Source organism: Brevundimonas sp. (assembly GCF_016463485.1).
GTDB lineage: Bacteria > Pseudomonadota > Alphaproteobacteria > Caulobacterales > Caulobacteraceae > Brevundimonas.
This window is the reverse complement of sequence record NZ_JAEMRD010000003.1, coordinates 1-16,364: the sequence shown is the minus strand read 5'-3', so window position 1 is coordinate 16,364 and position 16,364 is coordinate 1. Positions and strand designations below refer to the sequence as shown.

General features: G+C 65.1%; 11 protein-coding genes. 5 read left to right on the top strand and 6 right to left on the bottom strand.

Annotated elements, in window-relative coordinates; translation table 11 throughout:
- Positions 1-6: 6 nt before the first annotated feature.
- Both JHC99_RS01165 and JHC99_RS01160 read right to left on the bottom strand, forming a co-directional pair.
- Positions 7-1,662, bottom strand: a complete 1,656-nt coding sequence (locus JHC99_RS01165) for a tannase/feruloyl esterase family alpha/beta hydrolase (protein WP_292151640.1) — start codon at positions 1,660-1,662, stop codon at positions 7-9.
- A 105-nt stretch (positions 1,663-1,767) separates the two neighbouring features.
- Positions 1,768-3,858 carry a tannase/feruloyl esterase family alpha/beta hydrolase gene (locus JHC99_RS01160; protein WP_292151639.1) on the bottom strand — a complete coding sequence of 697 codons (2,091 nt, stop codon included), beginning with the start codon at positions 3,856-3,858 and terminating at the stop codon, positions 1,768-1,770.
- Positions 3,859-4,312: 454 nt separating this feature from the next.
- Between JHC99_RS01160 and JHC99_RS01155 the strand changes: the two genes are divergently transcribed.
- Complete coding sequence (locus JHC99_RS01155) at positions 4,313-6,463, top strand: TonB-dependent receptor (RefSeq protein WP_292151638.1); 2,151 nt, start codon at positions 4,313-4,315, stop codon at positions 6,461-6,463.
- A 108-nt stretch (positions 6,464-6,571) separates the two neighbouring features.
- Positions 6,572-7,903, top strand: a complete 1,332-nt coding sequence (locus JHC99_RS01150; RefSeq protein ID WP_292151637.1) for a GntR family transcriptional regulator — start codon at positions 6,572-6,574, stop codon at positions 7,901-7,903.
- A gap of 4 nt (positions 7,904-7,907) precedes the next feature.
- On the opposite strand, the gene JHC99_RS01145 is transcribed toward JHC99_RS01150, so the two are convergent.
- The 3 genes from JHC99_RS01145 to JHC99_RS01135 form a co-directional block, all read right to left on the bottom strand.
- Entirely contained in the window at positions 7,908-9,566 is a 1,659-nt protein-coding gene (locus tag JHC99_RS01145; protein WP_292151636.1) for a carboxylesterase/lipase family protein, read from the bottom strand.
- A gap of 95 nt (positions 9,567-9,661) precedes the next feature.
- Entirely contained in the window at positions 9,662-11,152 is a 1,491-nt protein-coding gene (locus JHC99_RS01140; protein ID WP_292151635.1) for an aldehyde dehydrogenase family protein, read from the bottom strand.
- Between the two features lie 37 nt (positions 11,153-11,189).
- Complete coding sequence (locus tag JHC99_RS01135) at positions 11,190-12,845, bottom strand: GMC family oxidoreductase N-terminal domain-containing protein (protein ID WP_292151634.1); 1,656 nt, start codon at positions 12,843-12,845, stop codon at positions 11,190-11,192.
- 142 nt (positions 12,846-12,987) lie between these two features.
- Here JHC99_RS01135 and JHC99_RS01130 point away from each other — a divergent pair, with 142 nt between their 5' ends.
- Positions 12,988-13,536, top strand: coding sequence for a TetR/AcrR family transcriptional regulator (locus JHC99_RS01130; RefSeq protein ID WP_292151633.1), 549 nt, complete (start codon positions 12,988-12,990; stop codon positions 13,534-13,536).
- Here the strand turns inward: JHC99_RS01130 and JHC99_RS01125 are convergent.
- Entirely contained in the window at positions 13,524-14,966 is a 1,443-nt protein-coding gene (locus tag JHC99_RS01125) for an alpha/beta hydrolase domain-containing protein (RefSeq protein ID WP_292151632.1), read from the bottom strand. The two genes, JHC99_RS01130 and JHC99_RS01125, sit on opposite strands and share 13 nt — an antisense overlap.
- A gap of 167 nt (positions 14,967-15,133) precedes the next feature.
- Between JHC99_RS01125 and JHC99_RS01120 the strand changes: the two genes are divergently transcribed.
- Together JHC99_RS01120 and JHC99_RS01115 are read left to right on the top strand one after the other, a co-directional pair.
- Complete coding sequence (locus JHC99_RS01120) at positions 15,134-16,039, top strand: LysR family transcriptional regulator (RefSeq protein ID WP_292151631.1); 906 nt, start codon at positions 15,134-15,136, stop codon at positions 16,037-16,039.
- A gap of 69 nt (positions 16,040-16,108) precedes the next feature.
- The coding region (locus JHC99_RS01115; RefSeq protein ID WP_292151630.1) for an NAD(P)H-dependent oxidoreductase subunit E at positions 16,109-16,364 on the top strand (256 nt) is incomplete at its 3' end.

The window sequence follows — 16,364 nt, the reverse complement described above, 5'->3', positions numbered from 1 at the left end:
GTTCTGTCAGGTGCGTGGCGGGGCCTGGCAGGTCCAGTTGGCGGCATCGTAGACGGCGTTCGGTACGCTGGCCTTGGAGCGATCAAACACGGCGACCTCGGGATAGCGGCACAGCATGAAATCGCGCGAGGTTCCCGTCGGCGGCGGCACGAGGACACCGGACACCATCCGGGTCGCGGGATCGGCGAACAGCAGCTGCTGACGATCCACTCCGCGGTGGGCGACGACGGGTCCGGGAGCCTCGCCCTTCTCGACCCAGTTGATGAGCTCGGTCATCAGCACGTCGGGCGCATCGCCGGGCCCCGTGCCCGAGCCGCAGTGGCCCATGCCTGGGATCTTATAGAAGCTGGCGAACTGGCGCAGGTTGTCCATGCCGCCGACCGAAACAGCCGCATCGGCGTAATATTGCTCCATCTCCGTGTCGATACAGCAAGGATCACTGACCCCGTTCCACATCAGCACCTTGCCGCCGGCGGCACGATAGGGCGCGAGATTGGCGCTGTAGGGCCAGCCGAAATCCAGCTCCTTGGTCGCTTCCCACCAGCGATCGACCGTGGCCTGGTCGTTGAGGTCCATGGTCATGACGTCGAAGTCAGGGCCGAACAGGACCTTGGCCAGCGAGCTGCCGATCACATAGCCGGGCGATGAACGCGCCATGTTCTCGACCGTGGCGGCGTCCGACCAAGGGGGCGGAACTTGGCCCATGAAGCCCGCCCACACGGTCATGTTGGAGATCGGAAAGCCGACCTTGATTTGGCCTGCCGGACTGCGGGGCCCGGCCACGATGGCCTTGATGCTTTTGAGTTCGGGCTGAGTCAGGCAATCCGGCTTGTCACCGTCGGTGCAGGCCACCGTGTCGAAGTCGAAGCGACATTTGGTGTGGTCCTGGATGATATCGTCCTTGGCACCGTCGATCTCGTCGCAGGCGGCGGTGACCTTGGCGTCCAGCATGGCGAACTTGGCCGGCGAGACCCAGGCACCCGGCTCACGCGCCATCTGCTGGGCCGCGTTGATGAAGGCCAGCATGGTCGCCGAGCTGCGACCACCGGGGGCACCGAGCAGGACGCCGTCATAGTCCTCGGGGTGCCGCTCGATGGCCTCCGTCGTCATCCGCCCGCCGCCTGAGCAGCCGGAGGTGTAGCGATAGAAGGACTGGACGCCATAATAGAGACGCGTGATCTGTTGGGTCGCGACAGCGGTGACATGGGCCCCGCGGTCGATGTGGTCGCGGGCCTGAGCGGGATCGGCCAGGAAGCTCCAGTCCAGGATGTGCCCGGTGTGCCCCGTATCGGTGCCGGCGACAGCGAAACCCTGAACCAGCGGATTGCCGGCGGGGATCTGCGAATCCGACGGCACATATCCCGCCGCCCCTCCCATGCCGATGAAATAATAGCGGTTCTGCCAACCGGTGTCGGGCAGTTGCAGGCGGAAATTGACCTTGTTCGGACCGGGGTTGGTGGTCGTCACATAGCCCTCGATCCGGCAGTGCGGCACAGGGGCCGCCGTCGGGGTCGCCGAAGTGATCGTGGTGTCGGCCGGTGCGCTGGCCTGGACCGTGGCGGTCTCGCACGTCCTTGCGGACGCGGATGACCCGTAGAATAGCGCCAGCGCCCCGACGGCACCGCCGCACGCCAGTAGTCTGGATTTCACAGATAGACTCACGATTGTTCTCCCTGGACGTTGTCGCAGGCATCGCGCCTCTTGATCGGACGCATCACCGGCGTTGGAAAAGTCTGGGTCGCCTTGGACCCGTTCGTTGTTCTGAACTCAGGTGACCACGACCCTGGCCGAGGCGAGGTTTTCGACCTGCCTGCGGGCCGACGGATCGCCGTGACGGTTCAGCCGCACCCGGCAGGTGGCGAAATAGACGCCGGGTTTGTCGAAGGCGGTCGTCGTCGACAGCGTCAGGTCGGTCTGGCCATGTGCCACTTCGGCCATGAGCGAATAGGCGCCGCTGGCGTCGAGATCCCAATGCGCCTGGGTGAAGGTCCCTGCGCCCTCGGGTGCCTCGGCGTGGACGGTCAAGGTGACCGGTTCACCGACCCTGACGTCGGTCCGCACGGTTCCGTTGGCGGTAACCTCCACGACCGGCTGAATGCCGCCGCGTTCCCGGGCGGAATGAGGCAGGGTGACCTTTCCGTCCGAGAAGGCATAGGTCGTCTCGGCAGGTGGGATGCCCTGTTCGACCCAGGTCGCCAGATCGACCAGTCCCTGTTCGATAACGGGCATATAGTCGATCAGCCAGGTCGTCGTCGCCCGTTTGGGATTGGTCGGCAGCAGCATCGGCGGGACGTGCTCGGCGTTCTGGGTCCACTGCAGACGGAACCTCTCGCGTGCCTTTTCAGGCCCTTGCGCCTCTTCGACCGCCCTCTTGTAGATGACGCCCTGGGGCGGCCATAGCGAGGCGTCATGGGTGTGGTGGACCCAAAGCAGCTTGCCCTCGTACTGTCCCGAATAGGGCACGCCCATCAGCGGCGATTGCACCGGCACGCCGTGCTGCGGATAGATCGGCTGACCGTCCACGCGCAGGAAGTCGTTCAGCGGATCTTCCGAAATGTGGTGTCGATAGGCGTAGCAGAAGGCCAGGAAGGCGTGGTTGTCCAGGTGGACGCTGTCGCCGACCTCGACACCTCGGAAGCGCAGGATGTTGGCGTCGGCGCGACCGTCGCAGAACCAGATGTCGCCCACAGCGCGGGTGCAGAACAATTGCCGGCCCGCGACGGCACCGCTGTCGATCCTGACGCCGCAGCCGGTGCTGTAGCCGCCGGTGAGGCCCTTGACCTCGATGGCGACGGGCAGGTCCCAGGCCCCGCTGCTGGATGCCATCAGCATGATCATCGCCTTGGAGTCGGCATACTCGGCCCCGGCGAACTCCTCGCCCATCAGGTCCTGGGCGGTGATGATGCGGGTGATCGGAAGTTTGACGTCGATCAGGTCGTCCCTGACCACCTCGGGGCGATCGTGACCGATATAGCCGGGCTGGGTCCAGAAGTTCGCGAAATAGTCCGCGTCCTCCTCCAGCAGCATTCCGGCGATCGAACACCACAGCCAGATCTGGCCCATGGGTTTGGCGATCATGAACTCGTCGCCGCGCGGGTATCCGAGGCGATAGAGGTTGGCCAGTTCCTCGCGCTCGTGCTGGGTCAGCCCGACAAAGGGATCGCCACTGCCGCCGGGGGCCATGGCGTCGATGACACTGTCCAGCTTGTCGCCGCGCAACAGGCGCTGGACGTTGAACATACTGCCGAACGAGAAGGGCTGCTCGCTGCGGACACGCGAGTTTGTGCCGTGGGGCTCGACATTGCCGCCGCCCATGAAGGGCAGGGCGCCGTCGTAGACGCCGTCGCAATATTCCAGACACAGTGGCGACCGGCGGCCACCGCCGCTGCCGCCCCAGACATAGCTGTAGTCCGGCTCGCGGCCGAACACCTGTTTGCAGACGTATTTCGAGAACCGCGCGCTCTCGACGCTGGCGCGATAGCCGTACAGGCTTGGATCGATGCCGGCGCGCGGATCGATGTCGTCGCCGATATGGCCCGAGTTCGATTCGACCATATAGCCGCCCAGGCCGACCATCATGTCGAGACCACCCAGCAGCGCGCCCATGGCCCCGGCAAAGGCCTCTTCGTGTCCCGCATGGGCACCTTCGAGTGGATGATACATCCGGCCGCCCCATTCCTCCTCGGCCGGGAAGTAGAAGGTAAAGCGCGTGTCGGTGTCTGCGAATCCCCCGTGGACGTTGCGATGGGGGTAGGGTTTCTCGCGCCATTCGTCCCGGTCGATGTACGGGGCACCAAAATAGCTGTCACGAACGACGTAGCCGCGGGTCTCCAGCGCCGGCTTATCGACGACATTCAACATAAGCGTTCTTCCCAATGTGTGACCGCATCCGGTCCCGGCTCTGCGGCCGATGATGCCATCTATGCAGTCATTCTGATATCGGTCAACTATTCTCTAGTGGGAACGAGGTTGAATGGGTGACCCAATATCAACCCGCCTTTGGTTGGTCTCCAAAACCACCGTTCTGATATCAGACGAATCTTCTTGCCGACTTTCTGAACATATGAGACTGATTTGTTCAATGCACGGCGGGGGGATCATCCCACCAGCACCCATCAAGGGTGTTGCCGGCACGGAGGGAACGATGAACGATCACGCTTTCGGCGCCGCTTTCGCGCGCCCACTTCGCAAGCTTGGCCTTGCAGGTCTGCTTTTCGCGACCTGCCTGACGGCCCCGACGCTGGTATCCGCACAGCAGGCTACGCCATCATCCAGTGACCCGAATTCCGCATCGGCCGTGGACGACGTGGTCGTGACTGCCCGTCGTCGGCAGGAGCGCCTGCAGGAAGTGCCGATCGCCGTAACGGCGTTGAGCGAGGAAATCCTCGAAGAAAAGGGCGTCCGGGATGCCAACGACCTGGGTCAGGTCGCGCCGGGCCTCAGTGTTCAGAACACCACCGCAAACCGCAACAACATCACCTATTCGATTCGCGGCCAGGGTCAGACCTTCGGTCAGAATTCTCCCGGCGTCGTGCCCTACTTTGCCGAAGTGCCCTCGTTCGGAGACGCCATCTTCGACTTGCAGGGCATCCAGGTCCTGAAGGGACCGCAGGGCACATTGTTCGGCCGGAACACCACCGGCGGTGCCATCCTGTTCGCGCCCAAGGCGCCGAGCGAGGACTTCAACGGCTATCTGCTGGGCCGGGTCGGCAACTACAGCCGCCGCGACGTCGAGTTCGGTCTCGGCGGCCCGCTCCTGGGCGAGAGGTTGATGTTCCGCGTGGCGGGCCAGATGCTGCGCCGCGACGGCTATACCGACAATGTCACGACCGGTGATCAGATGGATGACGAGCACCGTCAGGCCTGGCGCGCCAGCATTACGGCACGTCCGTTCGACGGGTTCGAGAACACGCTGCTCTATCAGGACGTCGAGGTCGATGAGGCCGGTTCCGGCCTGCTGCTGTCGGTCATCACCCCGACGTTCTCGAATGAGCCGATCTATACCCAGTTGCAGACGGCTCTGACGGCCCAGAGGGCGCGAGGGCCGCGATCCATCGCGACCAACTACGAGCCTGACTTCATCAAGCTGGACAGCCAGGGCTGGATCAATACGACCACCTGGCGCCTCAACGATCACCTGACGCTGAAGAACATCTACAGCCAGCGTCGATTCACAGCCGGGCAATCCTATGACCTCGACGGTAGCCCGGTAACGGTCCTGCACGTCACCAACCCGGTCGGCAAGAAGACCAAGACCACCAGCGAAGAGTTCCAGGCCCAATTCAACTTCGGGAACATCGACGGGGTCATCGGCTATTTCACCGAGGATTCCAACACGCCGATCGTCTACGGATTTGACACGCGTCAGTTCGTGCGGATCCCGGGCCTTCTGCCCAACGGCGGCGTGATCCAGGCCGTCAACATCGCCCAAGGGTCCTCGGGCAGCCGAGCCTTCTATGGTCAGGTCGACTGGGCCGTCACGGATCAGCTGACCCTGACCGGCGGCATTCGCAAGACCACCGACGAACGCTCGAGCGGACCGTCAGAGACCTTTGTGCTGTTCTCGCCGCTCCAGCCCTACCCGACCGGTCTTAGCGCGGCGGCGGGTGCCAGGTTGTTCGCCAGCTTCGATGCGACGACATGGAACGTCGCGGCCAACTACCAGTTCAGCCAGGATCTGAATGTCTATGCGACCGTCCGTAAGGGTTTCAAGAGCGGCGGCTTCAACGGCACGGCGATCAACCCGGCGGACCAGTTCTTCCAGCCCGAGGAAGTCACGGACTACGAGTTCGGGATCAAGGGTCTGGCCGTCCTGGGCGACTGGCAGGTGCGGTATGCGGCCGACGTCTTCTACGATGACTACACCAACATCCAGCGGTTCGTGAACCTGGCGACCGTGCCGGCATCGACGGTGACGCGCAACGCGGCTGCGGGTTCCATCGCCGGGATCGATCTCGATCTGACCATTGCCCCGACCGACTGGTTCAGCGCCTCGGTGCAATACACCTATCTCGACGCCAAATACGACAGCTATAACGATGCCCTGCTGGGCGACCTGTCCAGCAGCCGCTTCCCCAACACGCCCGAGCACCAGCTGAACTTCACGCCCCGCGTGGAAATCCCGCTGCCCGAAGGCATGGGCGACCTGTCGGCTCTGGCCAGCGTCTATTACCAGAGCGGCATCGCGACCGATCCGGCCAACGTGCCGAACGGCAATGCCCTGGTCGCCCTGTCCAGCATGGGCACCAATGTCGACGCCTATACCCGGATCGATCTGCGGGCCGATTGGCGCAACATCAACGGCACGGGCGTCAGTGCCGCCGCCTATGTCCGCAACGCGACCGATGAAGAATATATCACCGGGACCAACAACCAGCTGACCAGCCAGTTCGGCGTCGCCACCTATCTGTACGGCCAGCCTCGCTTCTTCGGAGTCGAGTTGCGGTTCGATTTCGGGACCTGATCCGGGTTTCGGCGCGTCGCGCAAGCGCCGTCGATCGATGTCTCTATCCGGGCCTCGCCGGATCGCGTATCGATCGGCGGCGTCCGTGCGACAATGACGGTTAGAACCATGTCCGCCGATCCGGCCGCCGTCCAACTCGCGACACAACTGACGGACCTGATCCGGGGATCGAACCTGAAGCCGGGAGACGTGGTCGCGTCCGAGCAGGATCTACGCGCTCGCCACGATGTCGGGCGGTCAATCCTGCGTCAGGCGGTCCGCATTCTCGATGAGCGTGGCGTCGCCACGATGAAGCGGGGCGCGGGCGGTGGCCTAGTCGTCTCTCCTCCCGATCCACGTTCAGCCGGTAGGGCGCTCGCCATTGTGCTGGAAAGCCGGATGAAGGGCCCCCACGCCCTCGAACGCTTGTTGAAGGCGACCGACACACACGTCTTTCTGACAGCGACGCCAAGGCTTGAGCTGGTCGAGTGCCAGCGCATACGCCAGCTGGCCCAACGGCTAAGGCGCGCGAGCAATGCCGGCCTCATGCCCGCCGGCGAGATCGGTCAGTTGATGGTCGCCATCCGACGTCTGGTCAGGGACCCTCTGGCCGGTCTCGCCTATGAGGTGACGGCCGACTACGGCCAGGATCTGGCACCCTACAGCGTCGTCGCCGGGGGGCAGGACTTTCAGCGCTCGTGGTGGGACGCCCTGCTGGAAATGGTCGACGCGCAAATGGCCGGCGATGTCGCCGCTCTTTTCGATCTGCGCCGCCGACAACTGGCCGTGATCCGGGACAGCCAGGACGCCTGGAGCGCCATCGACAGGGAGGGTCGCCTCCTGCCGCCGATCGAGACTGAACAGCCCATAGGCGGCGGATCCAGCCCGGCCGAGCGCCTGGCGCGCGAGCTGCTGCGTGACGTTCGCCTGCTCGGCTGGCGGCCGGGTGCGAGGATCGGCGGGGCGGGCGACCTGTTGGCGCGTTACAAGGTCACGGTGGGCACCCTTAGACAGGCCGTCCGCATTCTGGAGCAGAACGGGGTGGTCCGAATGGAGCGCGGGCGTTCCGGTGGCGTGGTCGTCACAGTGCCCGACCCGGCTCGGGCCGTTGCGCGCGCGCTTGAGTATCTGGGGCAGACGACGGTCGCCTCCGACGATCTGGCGTCCTTCCATCGACAGCTCCAGCTCGAGGCGGTGAGCGCCGCCTGCGAGACGCCGGATGCCGTCCGTGCAGAGCGGTTGAAATCCGTCGGTGAGTCATCGATTTTTGACCAACTCGGTCCGTTGTCCGGCGATGACGCGATCGAGATATTCCTGTCCGTCGTGGCGGCCGTCTCCACGCAAGTTACGGCCCCCGCCGTTGCGTCGGTTCCAGGTCTGCGTCAGGCCCTGCTCAGGGGCGATGCACCACTGGCGCGACGCATCGTCCTTGAGCGGACACAGAACTTGCCACGGCTTTGAGGGTCTACCGCGCCGGCGTGGGTGCCGGCAGGCTGTTCCAGAACCCGAGGATCTCCGACCTGGGATCGTTCTCGACGCGCATCTCGTTGTCGAAAATCATCGTTGCGCGTGTCCCGGCGTCATAGGCGGGCCAAGCGGGGATCTGTTCGTTGTTCGGATTGCCGGTCTTGGCGAAGGCGATCAGCGTCGAGGCCAGTCGGTCGCACATCAGCCGCCCCGACGCCACGCCGCAGCCGACCATGCCGTCGCGGTAGTTGTGGAACGACGCCGAGACGTCGATACCGTGGATGGCTCCGAACTTGCCGTCGTATGCCGGGGTTTCCCAATCCCACTGGTACATCCAGACCTTGCCTGGGCTCTGGGCTGCCTTGCGCTCGGCCTGGAGGATCGCGTTCTTGCGGAAGCCGGCATCGGTCGCGATCTGGGCCTGGATCAGGAAGGGCGATTTGTTCGGATAGCGGGCGCGGTACAGGGCGACGGCCTGGTCGCCGAGCGGACCCATCCTTGCGGCCATCTGAGCCTTCAGTCCCGCCTCGTCCAGGTCCCAGTTAAAGCTGATGAGGCCGCCGTCCTCGAGCGTCGTCGAGATAATCAGGGGGATGTCGGCCGACTCCGCCGGACCGCTCGGATCGAACGGATGACGCGGCAGATAGGACCCGTCGAGCACAGGCGAGAACCGCCCGCCGGTCGGCATTGCTGCCACCGCCGTCTGGGCCTCCAGCAGCGTGGTCCACGGCACCTGTTGCAGGTCGGTGATGCGGCTTTTGTCAATCCCCAGATGGTTCAGCAGGGCCGCAGCTGTGCGGGCCGAGGCTTCGCGTTCCGTAAGCTTCAGCGCCGAGCCGCTCTGGACCATCGCCCGGTGGAACAGGCCCTTGGCGGCGGGCGTGGCTAAAAGCACGGTCGTCTTGTAGCCCCCGCCGGACTGGCCGAAGATCGTCACATTGGCCGGATCCCCGCCGAAGGCAGCGATATTGTCGCGCACCCATTCCAGCGACAGGACCAGGTCCATGATGCCGGTCACGCCCGCCGAGGCGAACTCGGCCGGTGCGCCGTTGTCGACCAGGTTGATATAGCCGAAACTGGCCAGCCGGTGGCTGACCGTCACCACCACGACGTCGCCGTAGCGGGCCAGCTGGGCCCCGTCGAAGCCGGGCGCATTGCCCGATCCGCTCTCGAAACCACCGCCGTGGATCGAGACCAGCACCGGCCGCTTCTTGCCGTCGTCCAGACCCTGGGTCCAGATATTGAGGTGCAGCGGGCTCTCTCCCATGCCGCCCTCCTGACGGTCCCACTGCACCAGCATGGCCAGGTCGGCGCGCAGATCGATCAGGGTCTGGGGACTGACCGGGCCGAAGCCGAGCGCGTCGCGGACACCGGTCCAGGGTTCCGGCTTGCGCGGCGGCATGAAGCGGTCTCGACCTCCGGTCGGGGCACCGTAGGGGATGCCCTTGAACTGTCGCACATCGCCATTCGTCTGGCCGCGCACCTTGCCGTGGGTGGTCTCGACGACCGGGAACCCTGGGCTGGATGGAGCCTCTGGCGTGGCCTGTGCGACAACGCCAGACGAGGCCATGGCCTCGGTCGAAAGGGCGGCGCCGGCGGCGAGCGCCGCTGCACCGAACAGTGTACGCCGGTTCGGCGCGGCGAAAGTGTCAGCCATGTCTCAGTCTCCCTTGAGCGCGCCGTTGGATCGGCCTTGCGCCTTTATTGATCCGCCGATGGCCGACGGGGCCTGCACGCCGTCGCCTGTCGCCGCTAGCGGCCGACCGGATAGAAGATGGATTTCTCCTGGGTGAATTCCTTGAGCCAGTCCGGCCCGTACTCGCGGCCGACGCCGGATCGCTTGTAGCCACCGATGGGGGCGAAGCTCATCTTGCCGGTGCCGCCGTTGATCATCACGCTGCCCGCGCGGATACGTCTGGCCATCGCATAACCGGTCGCGGCGTCGGCAGTCTCGATGCCGCCGTTCAGGCCGTAGCGAGAATCGTTGGCGATCTGGATCGCCTCGTCGTCGGTGTCGAAGCCGATGATGCAGCCGACCGGCCCGAAGATCTCGTCCTGGGCGATGGCCGAGTTGTTGTCGACATCGTCGAACAGCGTCAGGTCGGTGAAGAACCCCTTGTCCAGGCCCGCCGGTCGCCCGCCGCCGTGGATCAGCTTTGCTCCGGAATCGAGACCCAGCTGGATATAGTGTTCGACCTTGGCGCGCTGCGACTCGCGGATCAGTGGCCCCATCATGACGCTGGGATCGGCCGGATCGCCGATCTTCCACATGGCGGCGAAGGCCTTGACCGTCTCGACGAAGGCCGGGCGGATGCTGTTGTGGACCAGCAGGCGCGTCAACAGGGCGCAGCCCTGGCCCGCATTGACCGACAGCATCCCGACCACCGTCATGGCCGCGCGCTGCACGTCGGCGTCGTGGCGAATGATCAGGGCTGACTTGCCGCCGAGTTCCAGATGCACGCGTTTCAGGGTCGGCGAGGCCTGGGCCATGATCGCGGCACCGACGGTTTCGGAGCCCGTGAAACTGACCAAGTCGACACGGGGATCGGTCGTCAGCAGTTGGCCGACCTCGAGCCCTCCATTGACGATGTTGAGCACGCCGGGGGGCAGGCCTGCCTCGTCGGCCGCCTCACCGAACAACAGGGCCGAGAACGGCGTGAAGGCCGACGGCTTGAGCACCAGGGTGTTGCCGGCCAGCAAGACAGGCGCGACCTTCGACAGGTTCAGCAGGAAGGGGAAGTTGTAGCCGGTGATCCCGGCGACCACCCCGACCGGTTCGCGCACCACGGTCGTTCCTCCGAGAATCTGAGGCCCTTCCGGGTTCATCGGGTTGGGGGTGGCCTCGATCGGCAACTGCACCGTGGTGTCGCGCATGGCGTGGACCATGGCGTCGCGGAAATGGTCGAGCGGTGCCTGGACCTGCATGGCCCAGGTGATGCCCTGTGAACATCCGACCTCGGCGACGATCAGGGCGGCGATCCGGGCCTTGCGCGCCTCGAGTGCGGCGTGAAGGCGGGTCATCACCGCTACCCGCTCAGCCATCGACATCAGCGGCCACGGGCCACTGTCGAAGGCCCGTCGCGCCGCATCGACTGCGGCGTCCGCCATGCCGACGCCGCCGACCGGCGCATGGCCGATGATCTGTTCCGTTGCGGGGTTCAGGACCGCCTCGGCGGGTGCGTCACCTGGTACCCATCTGCCGTCGATATAGAGGTTGCTGATGTCGGTGAAGGGGATGTCCACGGTGGTGGTCTCCAGAGAATAGGGGAGGGGTCAGCCGTCAGGCGGCGTCTTCGAGGATCAGATCTGCGGCGCGCAGGGCCATGGCCTGGGTCGCCGCATTGGTGTTGCCGGACACCAGAGTGGGCATCACGGAGGTGTCCATGACGCGCAGACCGCTGACACCCCGGACGCGCAATCGAGGATCGACGACTGACTGAGCATCCGATCCCATCCGGCAGGTTCCTGCGACGTGGAAGGCGGTGGTCCCAAGTGTCAGAAAGGCCTCGATGATCTCGTCATCGGTTTCGCAGGCGGGACCGGGAACCAGTTCCTCGACGATCAGAGGTCGAACCGCCTCGGTCCGCATCAACCGTCGGATCCAGCGGACCATCGCGATGGAGTGTTTGCGGTCGTCGGGATGAGAGAAATAGTTGGCGTCGATGATCGGGGGCGTATCGGGATCGGCCGACTGGATCCGCATCTCGCCCCGGCTCTTGGGCTGGGTGAAATAGCCACCCACCGAGACTCCAGGCGCGGAATCGACCTGCATCTTCGGCGGCTTGGGCGTCTCGCCCGGTTTCGGCTCCGGAGCACCGTCCAGCGACATCCCCATCTCTGCCATGGAGAACAGGCCGACGCCGATCTGGATGTCCGGGTGTGCCAGCGCCGGGTCGGTCTTGATGAAGCCCCCACCCTCGTAGGCGCCGCGCGTCATCGGGCCCTTGCCGGTAAACAGATAGGTCAGCAGGCTGCCCAGCATAGCCGGCCCGCGCAGCTTCTCGTTCTGGCTGGGCGCACGGCTGCGGTGCTGGATCGACAGATAGCGATGCTCGATCAGGTTCTTGCCGACGTTGGGCGCCTCGGCGACCACGTCGATTCCCAGCGAGGTCAGCAGGTCGCGCGGGCCGATCCCCGACAGTTGCAGCAGCTTGGGGGTCTCGATCGCGCCGGCGCTGAGGATGACTTCGCGCCCGCACCGGACGTCACGCTCGCCGGCCTTGCCGCGCAGCCTTACTCCGGTGACTCGCGTCCCGTCGAAATGGAGGCGCAGGGCGTGGGTGTCGCTGACGACCGTCAGATTGTCACGCTTGCGGATCGGGTGGATGAAGGCCTTGGCGGCGCTGAATCGCGAGCCGTCGTGGATCGTCACCGGCTGATAGCCGAACCCGCCGTCATCGACTGAGGCCCGGTCATTGATGTCGCGGGCCCGGGGCACACCCAGTTCGCCCGCGCCGGTGATCAACGCCTCGCTCATCGGATCGCCGAACGCGGGCACGCTGATCTTCAGCGGCCCGCCGACGCCCCGATCCGGGCCCACCCCCAGTTCGTGGTCTTCCAGCTCGATGAAGCGACGACGCATCTCGTCCCAGCCCCAGCCAATGCAGCCTTCGGCTTCCCAGCCGTCGAAATCGCGGGGCGCGCCCCGGATATAGACCATGCCGTTGACCGAGCTGGATCCGCCGAGCGTACGACCCTTAACCCAGGTCTCGGTCTTGCGATTGCCGCCCTGGCGCGCCTCGTAGGTGAACAGCCGCTCGTTGCCGGGGGTGAGCAGCACGCCGATCCCGCGTGGCATCCTAACGAACAGGCTGTCGTCTGAAGGCCCGCTCTCGACCAGCAAGACCGAGTTGGCCGGGTCGGCCGACAGTCGGTTGGCGAGCACGCAGCCCGCCGAACCTGCACCGATGACGATGTAGTCGAATTGGTCCTGCACGGTTTTCGTCCCTTGTATGGTCCGTGACGCTTGCGTCGGTCGCGGTTCCAGACGACGACTATCCACCCGAAAAAACAGTACATCAATGTCCGTTTTGAACAAAAAGACGATTTCTGTTCCGAAGCCATTGCCGCGCAAGGATGTGGTCCGTCATCGGGCTGCCCTGCTGGACGCGGCGGCTCAGGTGTTCGCGGCGGGCGGCGTCGAGGCACCGCTGGGCGAGATCGCGAAACGGGCCGGGGTAGGGCGGGGCACCCTGTATCGGCATTTCCCGGAGCGGATCGACCTGGTCGTCGCCCTCTTGAACCGCAACCTCGACGACCTCGAAGCCCAGGCGGCCGATCTCGCGGATCAGCCGGACGGGCTGCTGAGCCTCATCCGGACCATGATCGACCAGGACATCGACGTCGCACCTCTGCTGGACAGCGACCTCATTGTTCCGGCACCGCTGCTGGCTCGGTTCGTCGCCATCTGTCAGGTTCCGCTGGAGACCGCGCGCCGCGCCGGGATCGTCCGTCTGGATCTCGACGAGACGGACCTGCTGGACCTGACCGTCATGGCGGGGTCTGCCTTGAAGCGGTGGGGACTGGAGGAGCGCCGGGTCCGCGCGCCGCGCATCCTGGCCCTGCTGCTCGAAGGCATCCGGTCCGACGCGGAGCAGACACCCCGAGGTTCAGCTCACTTCGGATAGCTCGCCGCCGCCAGGGCTTCGATCTCGGCGCGGTCCTGGGGCAGGATGAAACCGGCGGTGATCGCTGCCGTCAGCGCCTCACGAAACTTTGCCATATAGTCGTCGTACCCGGCCGGATAGAGGCGGGCCAGAACGGCCGGTGCGAAGGCAGCGGTTGATCCGAAAAGAGCCCCCATCCGGCTTTTCGCTACGGCCAGCCCGGACAGTCGGCACGTCGGGACGTCCATCCAGGGCGAGCGTATGCCGCCCACGGCGTTGCCGGTGTCGTCAAGTTTCAGCCTCGCCGGTCTGTCGGCTTCCAGCGTCAATCGCGGCGCGGTCGGCGGAGCCTCGCCTGTGGTGACCCACCGGTTCAGCGCGGACAAGGCGGCCATCATGACATAGTGGTGTTGCGGAGCCGCGTTGATCTCGCCGGGCAGGGTCAGACCCAGAAGGTCGCAGGTCGGGGCCATGGCGCGGGCCAACGCTTCCAAGGACGCCGTGCCACTGTCCATCGGGGACGCCCCCATGACGTAGGTGTCGGCGTGAGCCGTGCCCGCGACCTCCCAGGTCCTGAGTCGATCATGGTCAGGCTGACGCGCCGGAAGATAGCCGAACCGCTTCATCATCAGGTCGGTCTCGGTGATGAAGTTCAGGATCGGGACGGGCGTATCGGCGCGCATATGGATCGGCCGCAGCGCGGTCAGCAGCGACATCAGGATCGACGACGTGCCGAGGCCCGGTGCGCCGCCAAATCGCGAATGGACCAGATATCCGTCGAACACCTGTTCCAGCGGCGCGATGGCGTTGATATAGGTCGTCAACCGTCCTGCCGACTGTGACTCTCCGGCGGCGATCAGTGTCTTCGCTGCCTGGACGCCCAAGAGTCTCTCCGGCTCGGCCCGAACCGCCTTTGCGGCCTGGGTGAAGATGTCGTAGCAGAAGGCGTCACCGGGGTGGTTGAGCGATCCGTAGCGTTCGGGATCGGCCTTTTTCAGAGCCTCCATTCCGGGAAAAGCCATCAGTCCGCCGCCATCGATCCCGGCCTTCTGAGCAGACACACCGATCCAGGCGTAGCCGCTCCGGATCAGTTCGCGATGCGTGTATCCCCACTCCGGCGCGGTATCGGCCCCGGCGCTGACATTCAGCCATTCAACGACGACCGTGCCGTTGAACAGGGTCGCATCGACGGGCCGCACGACAACCAGACGCGTCGCGTATTGGGCTGTATCTCGCGGTCTCGCAGACCAGCGGCCGTCGCGGCCCTGGGGCCCTGACGCTTTGTAGGCGGTGGCGTGCCCGGACAGGAGATGTTCATCGACCCGGTATCCGACCTCGGCGAGGTCAAAGGCCGTCAGGGTGAGCGCAGGTGGGCCTGCGATCGGCCAGGTCGTCATCGCTCGGCCAGGCGGCGATGCGGATTTCGCCATGTCGAGCGATGTTATGGTCATGTTCGAGCCTTGTCCGTCTACACCTGACGAGCCGATCAAATCCAGAATGTGTGATCGTATCTAGAATGACAAGCGATGGCGCGCGAGTTTGGCTGTGACAGAGCCGCCCGCTAGAGATTACCGAGCACGGATCCAGATGTCCTCGTCGACCCGTCACGGAACACGTCATGCAACTGCGACTGCTCGAATATTTCGTCGTCCTGGCCCGAGAGGGGCATTTCGCTCGTGCGGCGGCGGCGTGCAATGTGACCCAACCCGCACTGTCGGCGGGTCTGCTGACGTTGGAAGATCTGCTGGGAAAGCGGCTTGTCGATCGGGACCGGCGCTTCATCGGCCTGACAGCGGACGGTGCGGCCATTCTGCCCTGGGCCCAGCAGGTCGTTGCCATGCTGGATGGGCTGCACCAGGCGGCCGAGGCCGATACGGGGGCGCTGCGAGGCGACTTGCGGCTGGGTGCGATCCCCGCATCCATGCCCGTCATCGGCCCACTCGTGCGGGCGTTGAGGGCTGGGCATCCGGACCTGACCGTCTCCGTGCGCTCGCTGACCTCCCGCGAGATCGAGCGGGGCTTGGCCGCGTTCGAGCTGGACGCTGGGGTCACCTATCTCGACCACGAGCCGCCGGCCCAGGTTGTCAGCGTGCCGTTGTATTCCGAGCGCGCAGTGTTTCTTGCCCAAGCGGGCAGCCGCCCGACCGACGCCGCAGGCATGTGCGTAGATGAGGCCCTGTCCTACCCCCTGTGCCTGCTCCACGAAGGGATGCAGAACCGCAGAATACTGGACGCCCATCTCGCTGAACGGGGTCTGGCGGTACATCCCCGCGCGACGGCGGATTCGTATGTGGCCCTGATGGCGCTGGTCGAGAGCGGCGTCTATGCGTCGATCGTGCCGGATGTCTACGCTAGCCTTCTGCCGACAGACCTGTGGGCGCGGGTGGTCCGATTCGACGATCCATTGCCCTTTAGCAGGGTCGGCCTGATCATCTCGGATCGTTCACCGACCAGCCGGTTAGCCAAGGCCGCGGCACTTGCCGCGCGAGGCCTCGCCCTCGCGCCGAAATTTTCTCCACCATGATAGTCTCTGCTTATCATCCATTGGAAACCGCGATTTGACGGTGGTCTGCCGGCGCGGCAGTCCGGTCGGATGGGACGCAAAGACAGGCCGATTGAACGACCGGGTGTTCAAGCGGACCCGATCTACGCGGCGGCGGTCGACCGGCTGAAGGCGACGCTGGGTATTGATCGCGGCATGCTGTTGCCGTGGCTGCATGCCGTGCAAGCCGAGTTCGGATACATCGACGACCGCATCGTTCCTGTAGTCGCTGATGCGCTGAATTTGAGCAGGGCCGATGTCCACGGCGTGGTGACCTTTTATCACGACTTTCGCCGTCAGCCGGCCG